General features: G+C 36.6%; 7 protein-coding genes. 4 read left to right on the top strand and 3 right to left on the bottom strand.

Annotation, left to right across the window (positions count from 1 at the left end; translation table 11 throughout):
- Positions 1–47: 47 nt before the first annotated feature.
- Entirely contained in the window at positions 48–4,421 is a 4,374-nt protein-coding gene (locus tag AC3DU7_RS06100; protein ID WP_488038461.1) for an AAA family ATPase, read from the top strand.
- Positions 4,422–4,777: 356 nt separating this feature from the next.
- Here the strand turns inward: AC3DU7_RS06100 and AC3DU7_RS06105 are convergent, their stop codons facing one another.
- Both AC3DU7_RS06105 and AC3DU7_RS06110 read right to left on the bottom strand, forming a co-directional pair.
- Positions 4,778–6,106: a hybrid sensor histidine kinase/response regulator gene (locus AC3DU7_RS06105; RefSeq protein ID WP_488038462.1), complete on the bottom strand. Its 1,329-nt coding sequence runs from the start codon at positions 6,104–6,106 to the stop codon at positions 4,778–4,780.
- Positions 6,107–6,110: 4 nt separating this feature from the next.
- Positions 6,111–8,639 carry an ATP-binding protein gene (locus tag AC3DU7_RS06110; RefSeq protein ID WP_488038463.1) on the bottom strand — a complete coding sequence of 843 codons (2,529 nt, stop codon included), beginning with the start codon at positions 8,637–8,639 and terminating at the stop codon, positions 6,111–6,113.
- A 441-nt stretch (positions 8,640–9,080) separates the two neighbouring features.
- On the opposite strand from AC3DU7_RS06110, the gene metH reads away from it, so the two are divergent.
- Both metH and AC3DU7_RS06120 read left to right on the top strand, forming a co-directional pair.
- Positions 9,081–12,650 carry a methionine synthase gene (metH, locus tag AC3DU7_RS06115; RefSeq protein WP_488038464.1) on the top strand — a complete coding sequence of 1,190 codons (3,570 nt, stop codon included), beginning with the start codon at positions 9,081–9,083 and terminating at the stop codon, positions 12,648–12,650.
- A 945-nt stretch (positions 12,651–13,595) separates the two neighbouring features.
- Entirely contained in the window at positions 13,596–13,766 is a 171-nt protein-coding gene (locus tag AC3DU7_RS06120) for a hypothetical protein (RefSeq protein ID WP_488038465.1), read from the top strand.
- A 242-nt stretch (positions 13,767–14,008) separates the two neighbouring features.
- On the opposite strand, the gene AC3DU7_RS06125 is transcribed toward AC3DU7_RS06120, so the two are convergent.
- Positions 14,009–15,703, bottom strand: a complete 1,695-nt coding sequence (locus AC3DU7_RS06125; RefSeq protein ID WP_488038466.1) for a tetratricopeptide repeat protein — start codon at positions 15,701–15,703, stop codon at positions 14,009–14,011.
- 923 nt (positions 15,704–16,626) lie between these two features.
- On the opposite strand from AC3DU7_RS06125, the gene AC3DU7_RS06130 reads away from it, so the two are divergent.
- Positions 16,627–16,737, top strand: a complete 111-nt coding sequence (locus AC3DU7_RS06130; protein WP_488038467.1) for a zinc ribbon domain-containing protein — start codon at positions 16,627–16,629, stop codon at positions 16,735–16,737.
- Positions 16,738–17,154: the final 417 nt, after the last annotated feature.

Below are 17,154 nucleotides of genomic sequence, written 5' to 3' on the forward strand. Positions count from 1 at the left end.
AGGGGGACGGGAGAGGGATAAAAAAGGGGGGAGAAAAAAGAGTAGAAATGATGTTAGTAGCAGGATTTTCAGGTATTGGAAAAACTGCTGTCATCAATGAAATTCATAAACCCATAGTTCGACAACGGGGCTATTTTATCAAAGGGAAATTTGACCAATTCAATCGGAATATTCCCTTTTCTGGCTTTGTGCAAGCCTTTCGAGATTTAATGAGGCAACTCCTCTCAGAAAGTGATACCCAACTGGATAATTGGAAACAAAAAATTATCAATGCAGTGGGAGAAAACGGTCAAGTTCTGATTGAAGTTATCCCAGAGTTGAAAAATATTATTGGTCAACAACCCCCTGTTCCTGAATTGTCTGGCAGTGCAGCACAGAATCGCTTCAACTTGCTGTTTGGCAAATTTATTAGCGTATTTACGACAAAAGATCATCCTCTAGTGATTTTCCTGGACGACTTACAATGGGCAGATTTGGCATCGTTTAAACTGCTGAAGTTATTGATGAGTGAGTCGGAGATAGGTTATTTGCTGTTATTGGGAGCTTATCGAGATAACGAAGTGTTTCCTACTCATCCATTAATGCTGACACTGGATGAAATTCAAAAACAGGAAGTGAAGATTAATACCATCACACTAGCTGCTTTAAGGGAAGTAGATATTACTCGTTTAGTTGCCGATACTCTGCAATGTTCTGTGGAAAACGCTACACCATTGTCTCAATTAGTCTATCAAAAAACTAAAGGAAACCCATTTTTTACAACCCAATTTTTGAAAGGGTTGCATGAAGATGCTTGGATTACATTTGATTCAGAGGCGGGTTACTGGCAATGTGATTTAACGCAAATACGACAGTTATCCCTCACCGATGATGTGCTGGAATTCATGATCGGGCGTTTACGTAAACTAGAGGAAGCTACTCAGAATGTACTGAAGTTAGCAGCTTGCATTGGTAACCAGTTTGACTTGGAAACCTTAGCGGTAATTTGTGAAAAAACCCTAGAGAAAGTGGCAACAGATTTATGGGGAGCATTACAAGAAGGGTTTGTAATTCCTCAGAGTGAAACCTATAAGTTTTTCCAGGGAGAAGAGGAAAAGGATGTTGACGATGTTACAGTTGGTTATGGCTTTTTACATGACCGAGTACAACAGGCCGCCTATGCTCTGATTATAAAAGAGGAAAAACAAAGAACCCATTACCACATCGGACAACTTCTGCTGCAACAGCTCCCCAAAGAAGCAAGAGAACAAAGGATTTTTGAGCTAGTGGGTCAATTAAATTATGGAACGGCCTTAATTAGTGAACAAAAAGAACGAGATGAATTATCCAAACTCAATCTAATTGCCTGTCGCAAAGCCAGAGCTGCAACAGCCTATCAAGCTGGTCGTGAATATGCCAGCATTGGATTATCCTTGCTCGGCAAAAACCCTTGGCAGCATCAATATGAAATGTGTCTAGAATTTCATAATTTAACGGCAGAATTGGCCTCACTATGTGGTGAGTTTGATGTGATGGAGCAGTTCATTGAGACAGTCATCGAACAGGCAAATTCTTTACTGGAAAAGGTTAATGTTTACCTAATTAGAATTCGAGCAAATGTCTTGCAGAATAAATCCAATGAAGCCATTGCCATTGCCCAACAACTCTTACAACAGTTTGATGTAACTTTTCCTCAAACACCTACACAAAATGATATTCAAGACTGCATTGCCGAGATTAACAGAGCGATCGGCGACCGGAAAATTGAAGACTTAGTTGATCTGCAAATTATGACGGAGGTGGAAAAAATCGCCATTATCCAGATTGCCAATAGTATCACCCCAGCAGCTTATATCTCCGCTTCTCCCTTGTTTCCTTTACTGATTAGCTTATCAGTCAAACTCTCCATTCAATATGGCAACACAACAGCCTCTCTCTTTGCTTATAGTACCTATGGCATCGTTGCTTGTAATTTTTTGCAAGATGTTGATATGGGGGTGAAGTTTAGTCAATTAGCAATTCAGGTCGTTTCCAAACTGGATGCTAAAACTGTTAAACCAGAGGTATTAGCTGTGGCGGGAATATTCATTTTACACCGCAAATATCATATTAAAGAAGTGCTACCGCTCTTGCAAGATGGATATGCAACTGGGCTAGAAGTAGGGAGTCTGGAATTCCTTGGATATTGTGCTCACGGTTTTTGTCTTAATTCTTTTTGGTGCGGTCAGTCTCTTGCTATCTTGGAGCCGGAGACTCGTGCTTACTGCCATGGGTTAGTGCAATTGAATCAATTAACGGCAGGAAATTGGTGTCTAATTTATTGGCAATCAATTTTAAATTTGCTGGAAGCTGTAGAAGATCCAAGTACATTGTCTGGGGAGGCTCTCCAAGAAGCAGAACTTCTGCCCCAACTGCTCGAAGCCAATGATTCTAATGGGTTGTATTACTTCTATGTCTATAAACTGATGCTTTGTTACTTGTTTGGAGAAATTGAATCAGCTCAAGACTATGCAGTTGAAGGTAGGCATTATTTAATCGGTGGTGTAGGTTCAGTTACTGAACCTGCGTTTTATTTCTATGATTCTTTAGTTGCTTTAGCACAGATGAGTTCACCTGCAGAAGAAACATCAGCAGAATTCCAGCGTGTCGAACAAAACCAAACACAATTACAACAACAGTGGGCAAATTATGCTCCCATGAATCATCAACATAAAGTTGATTTGGTAGAAGCAGAAAAATGCCGAGTTTTAGGACAAAAAGCTGAAGCGATCGAATTTTATGCACGGGCCATTGCCGGAGCCAAAGAAAACGAATACATCCAAGAAGAAGCCTTAGCGAATGAATTAGTGGCAAAATTCTACCTCGACTGGTGTCAAGAAAAAGCTGCAGTAGGCTATATGCAAGAAGCTTATTATTGTTACGCCCGTTGGGGAGCTTTAGCTAAAATTAAACAACTCGAATCAACATATCCCCAACTCCTCACTCCTATCCTAGAAAAAAAAGAACCACATAATTTCCACAACACTTTCACCTCTACTCAATCCTCAGATACATTCACTATAAATCCTTTCCTAGACCAAGCATCTGCGTTCAAAGCCTCCAGAGCCATCTCCGAAGAAATCGAACTCAATAGCTTGCTCTCAAAATTGATGCGGGTTCTAATGGAAAATGCTGGAGCAAACAAAGGAGTGTTATTATTAAGCAACTCCGACAATTGGGAAATCGTTGCTCAATGCCATAACAACACTTGCGATCTATCGACTATTCCTTTAGAACAAACTGACATCATACCCCTTACCATCATCAATACTGTCAAACACACTCAAAAAAGACTGTTATTGAACAACCTTGAGCAAAACAATACCTTCATCACAGACCCTTACTTTTTCGCACAAAAACCCAAAAGTCTCCTCTGCACACCCATTCTCCACCAAGGAAAACTTATTGGCATTCTCTACCTAGAAAACAACCTAACTACAGAAGCTTTTACTCCAGAGTGCCTCGAAATGCTCAATCTGCTGACAGCCCAAGCAGGTATTTCCATCGAAAATGCCAGACTTTACCAACATCTAGAAGCAAAAGTTGAACAGAGAACCCAACATTTACAACAAACTCTCAAACAATTACAACAAACCCAAGCTCAACTGATCCAAACTGAAAAAATGTCTTCTTTAGGACAAATGGTAGCAGGAATTGCCCATGAAATCAACAATCCCATTAGCTTTATCTCAGGTAATATCAATCACGCTCGCGAATATTTTCAGGACTTACTAGAGCTACTCAACCTTTACCAGGAAGACTCACCTCATCCTAGTTCAGCTATCCAAGACAAACTAGAAGAGCTTGATCTAGAGTTCTTATGTAACGACTTAGAAAAACTGTTGATCTCTATGGAAACAGGAAGTACTCGAATTAGCAAAATTATTCGTGGTTTGCGTAACTTCTCCCGTTTGGACGAAGCGCAAAGCAAGGAGGTAGACATCCATGAAGGATTAGAGAATACATTAATGATTTTGCAAAATCGCCTCAACGAGAATAGCTCAGATCTAGAAATTGCTATTGTTAAAAACTATGGGGAACTTCCTCTGGTTAACTGTTATGCCAATCAACTCAATCAAGTATTTCTGTATATTCTCAGTAATGCCCTTGATGCTGTAACCACCTCAGAGGCAGAGAATTTTTCCCAAATTTCCATCACTACAGAGATGAAAGACTCGCAAACGGCAAGAATTAGAATTGCTGACAATGGCATTGGAATGAGTGAGGATATTTGTCAACGAATTTTTGACCCCTTCTTTACTACTAAACCAGTAGGTAAAGGTACTGGACTAGGCTTGTTTATTAGTTACCAAATTATCACCGAGCAACATGGAGGAAAATTAGAATGTATTTCTCAAGCAGGAAAAGGTGCAGAATTTATGATAGATATTCCGATAAAATGACATAGGAGTCAGGAGTCATATCATGTTCGGTTAAATACTTATACTTTGGCAGGGGGAAGGCAGAGGGCAGAAGGCAGAAGGCAGAAGGCAGAAGGCAGAAAGGGAAGTTTGAAGTGAAGAAGTTTTTATAACTAATCATCCGAACATGATATGATATCATGTCCGTTGGTATCGTTTGTGTATAAAGTCGGGGAAATATCTAGCGCCATATAAGGTTTTTACTTCTCTTATACCAAATTCAAAAAAGGTCGCTACAGTATTAATCTCAACACTCCTACCAACATAATAAAGCACTGTAACAGTATTTTTTGAAAATGGTATTAAAGCTTCTTACTTCTTCCTTCTCGGACATGATATTAAACCTTCCTACCTCTTCCTTCTTCCCTCTTCAATGGTAATTCTAAAATAAATTCTGAACCCTGGCCTAAAATTGATTCACACCAAAGTTTCCCGCCATGATTTTCTACTACAATTTGATGGGCAATACACAATCCTAAACCTGTTCCATCACCCACTGGTTTAGTAGTAAAATGACTATCAAAAACTTTGGTCTTAACTTCTTCTGACATTCCCACTCCGTTGTCTTTAATTCTAACTACTACTGCTGTTTGATTATCATTTATTGCAGTATGAATTATAATCTGAGGCTCGCCTTTCAACTGAGAAAATTCTTTTTGACGACTCAACTCATTTATAGCATCAATAGCATTAGAAATAATATTCATAAATACCTGTCCTAATTGTCCGGGAAAACATTCAATATGCGGAATAGATCCATATTTTTTTACTACTTGAATGAGCGAACTATACTGATTAGCTCTCAGGCGATGATTGAGAATTAATAGAGTGCTATCAATACTTTTATGAATATGAAAAGTAACTTTTTTCTTGTTATTTAATTCAATCCGAGAAAATGTTCGTAAAGATGTACTCAGGTGAGTAATTCTTTCTGAAGCTGCTTTCATAGACCTAACCATATTTGGTAAATCATTAATGATAAAGTCTAGATCGATTTTCTCGGCATCTTCAATAATTTCTGACACAGGATGAGGATAATTTTTTTGATAAAGAAATAAGTGATGAATTATATTTTTAGTATAACTTTCTAGGTGATTAGAATTACTATAAATTGAACCAATTGGATTATTTAATTCGTGAGCTATTCCAGCAATTAATTCTCCCAATGCCGACATTTTTTCGCTTTGAATTAGTTTTACTTGAAAATTTTTTAACTCATTCAAAATTTGACTAAGTTCATTAGTTTTGTTGACTACTTTTTGTTCTAGATTTTTTCTCAAACGTTGTAAATTGATGTGAGTTTTTACTCTAGCGATAACTTCTGTTGTTTGAAAAGGTTTTGTAATATAATCAACGGCTCCTAAAGTAAAACCTTTAACTATACTTTCATTGTCTGAAATAGCAGTCATAAAAATTATGGGGATGTCTTGAGTTTCAGGATTTTCTTTCAACTTTTTACAAGTTTCAAATCCATCCATGCCAGGCATTTGTATGTCCAGTAATATGAGTTCTGGCAACTCATAAGAAATTTGTTTGAGCGCTCGTTCACCACTAATTGCTGTAGTAACTTCATATCCTTCATGAATTAAAGTTTCAACCATTAATTTGAGATTAGCTGGAGTATCATCTACAACTAAAATAAGTGTTGAACTATTTGTGGTTGTCACTAATTTACTCCTTTTGCTCTAAAAAACTTTGAATAAATTCTTCAATTTTATCAGCTTCAAAGTCTTCAGTCCATTGCAAAATTGGTTTAACGAAAGAAATATATTTTTGATTCGACTGCTGAATTTGTTGAGCTTTGGCACTCAATTGATTCAGCCTACCTCTCTGTACCAATGCGAGTAAGATTTCTAATTCTTCTAATGGTGGGGATAAAATCTGAGGGTTGTCAATAACTATATCTGAAGCAGATGATTTTGGCATGATTTCTATATTTCTTGTTTGAGCATATTTCCATTCTATTCCTAAATGTCGATCTAGCATTTTAAATAATTCCTGTGCATTTACAGGTTTAGGTAGAAAATCATCACCTCCAGCATCAATACTGTTATGTCGATCTATCTCTGATACGGAGGCAGAAGAAACTATTACTAACAAATTTTTCAAATTATCAACTGCACGCAACTGTCTAAGCATCTCCAAACCATCCATCACTGGCATCTGTAAATCTGTAATGGTTACATCTGGCTTCAGCTCTAATAATTTAGCTAATCCTTGAAAACCATTTTCTGCCTCTGTAGTGACAAAACCAATTGGTTGTAGCAAATTAATTAGCACAGATCGATTTTCCCAGCGATCGTCAATAACCAGAACAGTTTTTTGTGTCCCTGTATAACCAATAATTTGTTTTCCAGCTATAGTTGAAGCTGACTTAACCCAGTTAACACTAAGAGGAAATTTCGCTTGAAAGGAAAAGATACTACCTACACCTAACTGACTTTCTACTCTAATTTGTGAACCCATAAGATTAACTATTTGACTACTAATAGCTAATCCTAATCCTGTTCCTTGAAAGCGCTTGCTATGCTCTCCCACTTGCTCAAAGGGTTTAAAAATAGCATCGATGTTTTCTGCTGGAATCCCAACTCCTGTATCTTGAACTTTGAATTCAATGGTAGAAAATGGATGTGAGTCATCTCTACTCTGACTAGACTTACCTCTAAAAGTTGTCACTTGAAAGACTACTTTACCAGTATCAGTAAATTTGACTGCATTACTTAACAAATTTATTAAAACTTGGCGCAAGCGTTTTTCGTCTGCAATAATACCTGTTGGTAAGTTAGTTTCTGGTTGATAAATAAACTCAATTCCCTTGCGATCTGCTCTAATACAAATCATTTCTACCACTCCTTCTAGGAAAGAGGGGAAATGAAAATCGGAGGGGTATAAATCAAGTTTATGAGCTTCTATTTTTGATATATCAAGAACATCGTCGATCAGGGTTAATAAGTGATTACCACATTGATGAATAATTTCAATGCCTTTATGTTCTTTTTCGCCCCAAGACTGAGAGCGGTTCAGAATTTGAGCGTAACCGAGAATGCCATTGAGAGGAGTACGTAACTCGTGGCTCATATTAGCTAGGAATTGACTTTTTGCTTGGTTTGCTATTTCGGCAGCTTGTTTAGTTTTTTTGAGTTGCTTTTGCTCAAATGACTGTACCTTCCACAAGACTATAATCATAGTCATGGCTAAACTTAGCACTACTAACGCCATCAGATTTAGTGCTTTGAGTTGCGATTCAATATTTTCTCTAGGAATGATTAAGCCAAGACTCCAGTCTGCTTCTTTTACGGGAAGATAGGCTAGATAAACTTGGCGAGACTGCTGACGCAACGCTCCGCGTTTCATGTCGGCGACAGCCGAAACGCCAACTTCTACTAACTCTATACCTCTTTCTTGAGCGAGCATTTTTCGGGCAATCTTCTGCAACTTAGGGTCTTCTGACAACGAAAAATTGGGAACGGGTTTTGTTTCATTGCCGTTTAGATCTTGTTGAGGTATAAATATTGACTCTCCTTCAGAATTAAGTGCAAAAGCATAACTATTGGCACCATACTGCAAACTACTCACTATTTGCCTCATCCGGTTAGTAGAAATTGCACCAGCTAGAATTCCTATTGGTTGTTTGATATTAGGATCGTCTGACCACACAGGAGTAGCAACAAAAACCATCAGAACATCTAGAGTGCGAGAAATTACAGGATCGGAAACATTTATTTGGCCAGCTATTGCTCGTTTAATGTGCTTGCGGTCTTTGAGATTGGCTTTTGCCTTGCCCACTTTAGTGGTATAGTAAGAACCGTCAGGATTAATCATGGCAAAAAAGAAAAAATCTGGCGATCGCAACTCTTTAGATTTTAAGAAGGGTTGAACTATTGACCAATCCATGGTTCGGAATGTAGGAGTATTAGCGGTAGTGTATGCTTCAATTTTTTTACTAGCCAACCATTGATCGATATTATCTGCTCCTAGCTGCACTTCCAACAAAGAATTTTTTTTCAATTTCTCTAGAATTAATTCACGGACAACTTGGTAGCTAGAAAAAGTAGCAATACTAACTAAGACAGTAGTACTTGCAACCAATAAACGCAACAGAAAACTACGAGTCGATTTCTTAGATTGTAGACTATTTTTCCACCAAGTACTTAGCTTTTGATAAAATTTGATTGTTGGTAGTTGCTCAGTTCTATTCATAGCTACTTCATTATGGTTGATTGAATCAAATCATTAGTTTTTTTTAAAGCACTTTAATTAAATCTAATTTATCGGTCTAATTTTTATTAGACAAACTTGGTTTGATAGAAAATATTTACTTGAGTAATGGTAATAGAAATAAATTCTTAATTAATCTACCATTTTTGATGGTATATAATTCTAGTTTCAAATTCTATTTATTGGCAATCGCTGTATTACGACCAATAAAAATTAGATAGATTTTAAGATACATAAATCAGAATTCACCGATGTATAACTTCCATTTTTGTGAGTTAACTTAAGTTATTATTTAACTGTAGAAAATCTATGTTCTAATTGCGATAGCACCTCTTAATACATATTATCATAAAGAACATAAATTGCTCTTAAACTCTGAAAAGAGTAGTATAAAATTAATAACTAAAAACCAAACACACAATAATGAATAGCCCATTTTTGAATCGTCTCCATAGCCCAGAACGCCCAGTCATCGTCTTTGATGGCGCAATGGGTACTAATCTTCAAGTCCAAAATCTGACTGCTGAAGACTTTGGCGGTAAAGAATACGAAGGTTGCAACGAATATCTTGTCCATACAAAACCAGAAGCAGTTGCTACAGTCCACCGAGGGTTCTTAGCAGCAGGTGCCGATGTAATTGAAACTGATACTTTTGGCGGTACAAAAATTGTCTTGGCAGAATACGATTTAGCGGACAAAGCTTATGAGCTGAATAAAACAGCGGCCGAATTAGCAAAGTCTGTTACTGCGGAATTTTCTACCCCAGAAAAGCCTCGATTTGTTGCTGGCTCAATGGGACCAGGAACAAAATTACCTACCCTCGGACATATTGATTTTGACACCCTAAAAAATGGTTTTGCGGAACAAGCAGAAGGTCTTTTTGATGGGGGAGTAGATTTATTTCTTGTAGAAACTTGTCAGGATGTTTTACAAATTAAAGCAGCATTAAATGGTATAGAAGAAACCTTTGCTAAAAAAGGCGATCGTCGCCCCATCATGGTGTCAGTAACTATGGAATCTTTTGGCACTATGTTAGTTGGTTCAGAAATTAATGCTGCTCTAACAATTTTAGAACCTTATTCTATAGATATTCTCGGACTAAATTGTGCCACTGGTCCCGATTTAATGAAGGAACATATTCGTTATTTGTCGGAAAATTCTCCTTTTGTTATTTCCTGTATTCCTAATGCTGGTTTGCCAGAAAATATTGGCGGACAAGCTCACTATAGATTAACTCCTTTAGAGTTAAAAATGGCATTAATGCACTTCGTTGAAGACCTGGGAGTCCAAGTTATTGGCGGTTGTTGCGGTACTCGACCAGACCATATTAAATCATTAGCTGAAATTACCGAAACCCTTAAACCAAAAGAACGAAAATATAACTATGTTCCTTCAGCAGCATCTATTTATTCTTCGGAAACTTACGAACAAGATAACTCATTCTTAATTGTTGGGGAAAGACTGAATGCTAGTGGTTCTAAAAAATGTCGAACTTTACTCAATAATGAAGACTGGGATGGTTTAGTTGCCCTGGCAAAATCTCAGGTAAAAGAAGGGGCACATATTCTCGATGTTAACGTTGATTATGTGGGGCGCGATGGGGTTAAAGATATGCACGAATTAGCATCTCGTTTAGTCACAAATGTTAATTTGCCTCTGATGTTAGACTCGACTGAATGGGAAAAAATGGAGGCTGGTTTAAAAGTTGCTGGCGGTAAATGTTTGCTCAATTCTACTAACTATGAAGATGGAGAACCTCGTTTTTTTAAAGTATTAGAATTGGCGAAAAAATATGGTGCTGGTGTGGTAGTTGGAACCATCGATGAGGATGGAATGGCGCGGACGGCGGATAAGAAATTTGAAATAGCAAAACGAGCTTATGATGCAGCAATAGAATACGGCATACCTGCCCATGAATTGTTCTTTGATACCTTAGCTTTGCCAGTTTCTACAGGTATTGAAGAGGATAGGGAAAATGGGAAAGCCACAATTGAATCTATTAAAAGGATTCGGGAAGAATTACCAAATTGTCATATAATGCTTGGGGTTTCTAATATTTCATTTGGTTTAAATCCGGCAGCAAGACAAGTGTTGAACTCGGTATTTTTGCATGAAGCAATGGCAGTAGGTTTGGATGGATCTATTGTTAGTGCCAGTAAGATTTTACCCATGTCAAAAATTGAACCAGAACATCAAGAAGTTTGTCGGAAACTAATATATGACCAACGTGAATTTGATGGGGATATTTGTGTTTACGATCCTCTAACTGAATTGACAACAATGTTCCAGGGTAAAACAACCAAAAAAGACCGTTCTGCTACAGAAAATTTACCAATTGAAGAACGTTTAAAACAACATATTATTGATGGGGAACGTATCGGTTTAGAGGATGCTTTGGCAAAAGCTTTGGAAACATATCCGCCGTTAGATATTATCAACGTCTATTTATTAGATGGCATGAAAGTAGTAGGAGAATTATTCGGTTCTGGGCAAATGCAATTACCATTTGTATTGCAGTCTGCTCAAACTATGAAAGCAGCAGTTGCTTATCTACAACCTTTCATGGAAGCAGAAGAGTCAGGTGAGGATAATTCTAAGGGGATTTTTGTTATTGCTACTGTTAAAGGAGACGTTCACGATATTGGTAAAAATCTCGTGGATATTATCTTGTCAAATAATGGTTATAAAGTAATTAACCTCGGAATTAAACAACCAGTTGATAATATCATTGCTGCCTACCGGGAACATAATGCTGACTGTATCGCCATGAGTGGTTTATTGGTGAAGTCAACTGCATTTATGAAAGATAACTTGGAAACATTTAACGAAGAAGGTATTACAGTTCCCGTGATTTTAGGTGGTGCTGCACTAACACCTAAATTCGTTCATCAAGATTGCCAAAATACCTATAAAGGTAAAGTAGTTTATGGTAAGGATGCGTTTTCCGACTTGCATTTCATGGATAAATTGATGCCAGCAAAAGCAGATAATAATTGGGATGACATTAAAGGGTTCTTAGGTGAGTTTGCCGAAGAAAATGGCAATGGTAATGGGAATGGCAATGGTAAAGTTGCTACCCAAGTTAAGTCTGAAGAAAAAGAGGAAACTAAACCTCCTGAACCAGCAGTGGTAGATACTCGACGTTCCGATAAGGTAGCAGTAGATATCGATCGCCCCACACCGCCATTCTGGGGAACTAAGTTATTACAACCAGAAGATATGCCATTTGAGGAATTATTCTGGTATTTAGACTTGCAAGCGTTGATGGCAGGGCAATGGCAATTCCGCAAACCCCAAGGACAACCACGGGAAGAATATGATGAATTTTTAGCTGAGAAAGTTTATCCTATTCTGGAAACTTGGAAATCACGGGTAATTGATGAGAAGTTGCTACATCCCCAAGCAATTTATGGTTATTTCCCTTGTCAAGCAGAAGGAAATACACTTTTCATCTATGACTTCGAGGAAGTTACTCAGACTGGTAAAGCAACAAAAGTTGTGAACAGTTTTGAATTTCCTCGGCAAAAGTCACTAGGACGGTTGTGTATTGCTGATTTCTTTGCTCCCAAGGATTCGGGAATTATTGATGTGTTCCCGATGCATGCTGTAACAGTGGGAGAAATAGCCACTGAGTTTGCTCAGAAGTTGTTTGCTGCGGATCAGTATACAGATTATTTGTATTTCCACGGTATGGCGGTGCAAACTGCAGAAGCAATGGCGGAATGGTTACATGCTCGTATTCGTCGGGAGTTAGGTTTCGGTGCAGAGGATGCAGATAATATTAAGGATATTCTGAAACAGCGTTATCAAGGATCGCGTTATAGTTTTGGTTATCCTGCTTGTCCGAATATGCAGGATCAATTTAAGCAGTTAGACTTATTGCAAGTAGATAGAATTGATATGTATATGGATGAGAGTGAGCAACTTTATCCAGAACAGTCTACGACAGCGATCGTTACTTATCATTCTGCAGCGAAATATTTTAGTGCGTAGTTTGGTGTAGTGGACTGACACAGTTAAAATAGTGCATTAGATTTTTTCTCCTTTGTCCCACTTGTCTCCCCACACCCCTCATCTAACCCACCATTTAAGGTGTGTCACGCCAGTAGTTTAATTTAGGGTGGGCAATATGCTCACCTTTCTTGTAAACAACAGAGTGCAACTTTAGTTGATTACGAGTAAGTAGGTAGGCATAAATAAAGGTCAAAATAAAAAATATGAAAAAGAACTTATGACCCAGTCTTTAAGAGGTTTTCACTGCGCGTGAATTTTTATTGCTATTGTACCGATAATTAAGCCCACCTACTTATTTAGTTGAACATCATATACGCCAGTAAGTTGCAAAAAAACATCTATTTGATACGGTAGAAACTGGAGTTTAGACTAAATAGTTGAAGATAAAATCAAGTAAAGGATTGAAAAAATCTGGACTATCAACAGACGTGAGAAACAATTTTTGATCTCAATTAAGCAGATTTGACATTTAATGAGTAAAACTACTAAAATGAGTAATACCATTTAGTATGACAGGGAGGAGCGAAAATCACACAAATAATTTACAGGACTTACCCATGCTTCACCTTAAAAACGCCATATGTAGGAGAAAATGCCATTTGTCTTCTCTAGTTCATTCCTCTACAAGGGTGGTTTTTGCGATCGCCACCTTCATGCAACAAAGCCTCTCACATCTATAATGATAGTCCAATTTTTTTCCATCCTTTCCTTGGTTTTATCTTCAACTATTTAGTCTAAACTCCAGTTATCTTTGCTATACAATACCGATGCTACCGGACATGATATAAACTGATATGTCGGTAAATTTTTGATGATATATATCACTATCCAGTTTCTTATTTGTCACAGTTGCATTTTTGCGGACAAGAGTTTATAGAAGTTGTATCTATAAGTATGGGTTTTAAAGTGAGGAGATTAATCAAAATGAATAATAATGCATCTAAAGAAGCACAACAAACTTCCAAAAATTATAACAAAGAACAGATGAATGCCATCGCTCAAGCTATGATTGTTAGTTTTGCTTGGTCTTGGGCAGATTTATTACAGGAAAATAAGACTAAAAACAACAAGACTATTGGTAATACTGCTTCATAACTAAATATTCTGTTTGGTAGAAAAAATATTTATCATGGTAGTAGTAGTGCAAGTATTTTTAGACAGATAAATACAATATTTCATAAGCCTAATTAAATTAGTTTTACCGAAAAATTGTGGTTGAAAGCCTCCTCTTTTCAGGGAATAAAAAGAAAATTTTTCATGATTACTCAATCCTCTTCTTTTAAAGGAGAGGTAATTAGTAATTATTAATTGTTAATTATTAATTATTAATTGTTCAATTAACCTTGCATCCTTAACTGATTTTTTCTATTAATTGCTTCTTGGTAATCAGGCTGAATTTCCAAAGCTATATTGTAAGAAATAACTGCTTCTTGAATAGATCCTAATTTTTCCAAAGTTAATCCTCTTTTAAACCATATTTGATGATTACCTGGTCTTAAAGAAACTATTTGGTCATAGGCAGCGATCGCTTCTTCATACTGCTCTAACTTTTCCATAATCTTAGCTAATTCTGACCAAGCTTGATAATTATTAGGCCAAATCTTAATAGCTCGATCGTAACTTGTAGCAGCTTCTCGGTCGTTTCCCATTTTTGCTAAACATAATCCTCGTTGTAACCAAGCATCAAAATTATGAGACTGTTTGGCTATGACCAAATCATAAGCTGCTATTGCTTGAGAATATTTTTGTAACTTTTCTAAAGCAGCTCCTCTTTGTAAACCTACTTTAGCCACAGAAACTCCTTGTTTAACGCTCATTTCTATTACTTTGTCATAAGCGGCTAATGCTGCTTCATACTGCTGGAGTTTTTCTAATGCTTCTCCTCGACAATTCCAAGCTTCTAAAAAATCTGGTTGGGTAGTAATAGCATTACCATAGGCAATAAGGGCTTCATTGTACTTACTAAGTGCCATGAATGCTTTGCCTCGGCCTAACCAAGATTCTGGATAATTAGAATTAATTGTAATTGCCTGATTAAAAGATTCTAATGCCTCATCATACTTGAATAAATCTAATAAAGTATGCCCGCGACTAATCCAAGCTTCTGGTAAATTAGGATTAAGATTAATTGCTTTATCAAAACAAGCAATTCCTCCTTCTTTCCAATGATTTTTTAAAGCTAATCCTTTATAAAACCAAGCTTCATCATCATCTGGATTTAATTTAATTACTTTATTAAAAGAAGAGACTGAGTCATGATATTTGTGTAGTTTACTTTGAGCAATTCCTCGATTAAACCAAGCTAAATAATTATCTGGTTGTAATTCTATTGCATGGTCGTAACTAGCTACTGCTTCTGCATAACGGTAGGTTTCAACTAAAGCTAATCCTCTATTTAACCAAATATGGTAATTATCAGGTTGTAATTTTACAGCACAATCATAAGCAGCTAATGCTTCAGCATATTTTTGCAAATTTAATAAAGTTTGCCCTTGAGCATACCAAATTTCTCCCATCATCGGCTGTATTTTTAGTGCTTTTTTGTAGCAATGAGTAGCAGTTTGATACTGTTTAAATTCAGCTAAAATAACACCTTTATTGTACCAGAGTTCATAATTATTTTGGTTAACTTTTATTCCTTTGTCAAAGCAAGCGATCGCTTCTTCATACTGCTTTATATTAGATAATACAACACCATAACAATTCCAAGCTTCATCATCATTTGACTTGATAGATAGCGATCGCTTATAAGCTTCTATTGCTTGTTCATATTTTTGTAGTTTATAGAAACAATGACCTAGTTTTAACCAACCTACAGCCCAGTCTGGCTTAATTTTAACCGCATTTTCGTAGTAAGATATGGCTGACTCGTATCTGCCCATGTTATACATTCTGTTGCCACGGTCATATTCTGGAAATGCAGAAAATATACTAAAAATTCCGTTAGACACGGAGATGCTTTGGTTATTATTATTATCTAATGTTGTTAAAAAATTCAATTTTTGAGATGATTGAATATCGGTTTTGGTCATAATTTTTTTCCTTAAGCTTGATAGAATTTATCTGAAAATAGTATTATATCTTGTGCATTTATTAAAAACAGAGCTTACGTATAACCACAAATATAGTAGGGATAACTGCTGTTAACCCCTATAAATGGTGTATAGTATTGTCTTCTGTGTAAGTCCTGATAAAACCAAAATTGAAAATAAAAGAGTATTTGGGCAAAGTTTCACCACAAAAGAAACAAATAGGGTTAGGTATGGCACTTGCTAGGGCACTACTTACGTTAACATGGAGCGTTGTGTTACTTTGTATCGCCCATCGAATTATTTATAGAAGAACACTGTGATGATATTATTTTTTATTTTACACTTTAAATTAAAGGAAAATATTTATAACTATTTTACAATACTACATATATTGTTTCTGTATCAATATTTCAATCATAAAAAAAACTAATCATTTTCATATATAATATTTATAGTTGTGAATAGTTAAGACGCGACAATTAGATAAATTGGTGTAACAATCAAATAGGTAACAAAAAGAGGTTAGCCTATTATCCATCTTTGAAATAAAGAGGTTAAAAATATAACTAACCTATTTTTAGGCAAATTTATTTGCCTCAGCAATCTTAGATGTTTCTTTATGTTGTTCTGAAAATTGGAACTAGAGACTTTAAGTAGTAGGTCTCTCAAAAATATTACTGCCAATAATTTTAATACAGGGAGAGGACATCACCTCACACGAAACTGCGGTCAGGGTTTCTCGATTGAAGAATCCCGCTTTGTTGCGTAAGCGCAACGTTGGGAGTATGTCAAATTTTTTGATGTCATGAAAAAAAGGTTTGTCTGAAAACTTCTGCTGTTGAGAACAGTAAAAATCACTTACAGCATCCTCAGACTATTTGCAATCAACCCCTCTAGTTACTTAAACTTCTCCACATTAGTGTGTGGAGAGGTGTGGTCAGGTCCAAGATATGCCGTTAAGCCTGAGAAGGTATAATTGCCTTGACTGTAGCTTGTCAATAGACAGAGATTTAAACGCAAGTATCAATTTGTGAAATGCGGTCGGTGAGAGCTACGCTCCGCCTTCGGCGAACGACCGTGAATGCCTGTGGACGGAGTGCTGCCGACAGTTCTGGTGAAAGCAGGAAGTAAACATTTAAATGTCACTTCAGGATGACGTTTTATATCGGTTTTATGAAGCAGAAGTTGTACTGGAAAATAAAAAGTCAATAGTCTTGAAAAAGAGTCAGAAAAAGGTAATTAACTTTTGACTTTTGTCAATTAGTTGATCATGACTATTTACATATTATCTTTCCGGTAAAGTAAAAAAATACACTGTAGAACTCTTATAGAGAGCAGTTGCGGTCACGTTAAAGATATGCCATTAAATCTAATAACTTATCAGTGCCCAGAATGTGGCTTATCAATGGACCAAAATTTAAGCGCAAATATAAAGAGCTAGAAAGCGAGTG

The sequence above is a fragment of the Okeania sp. genome, from assembly GCF_983059655.1.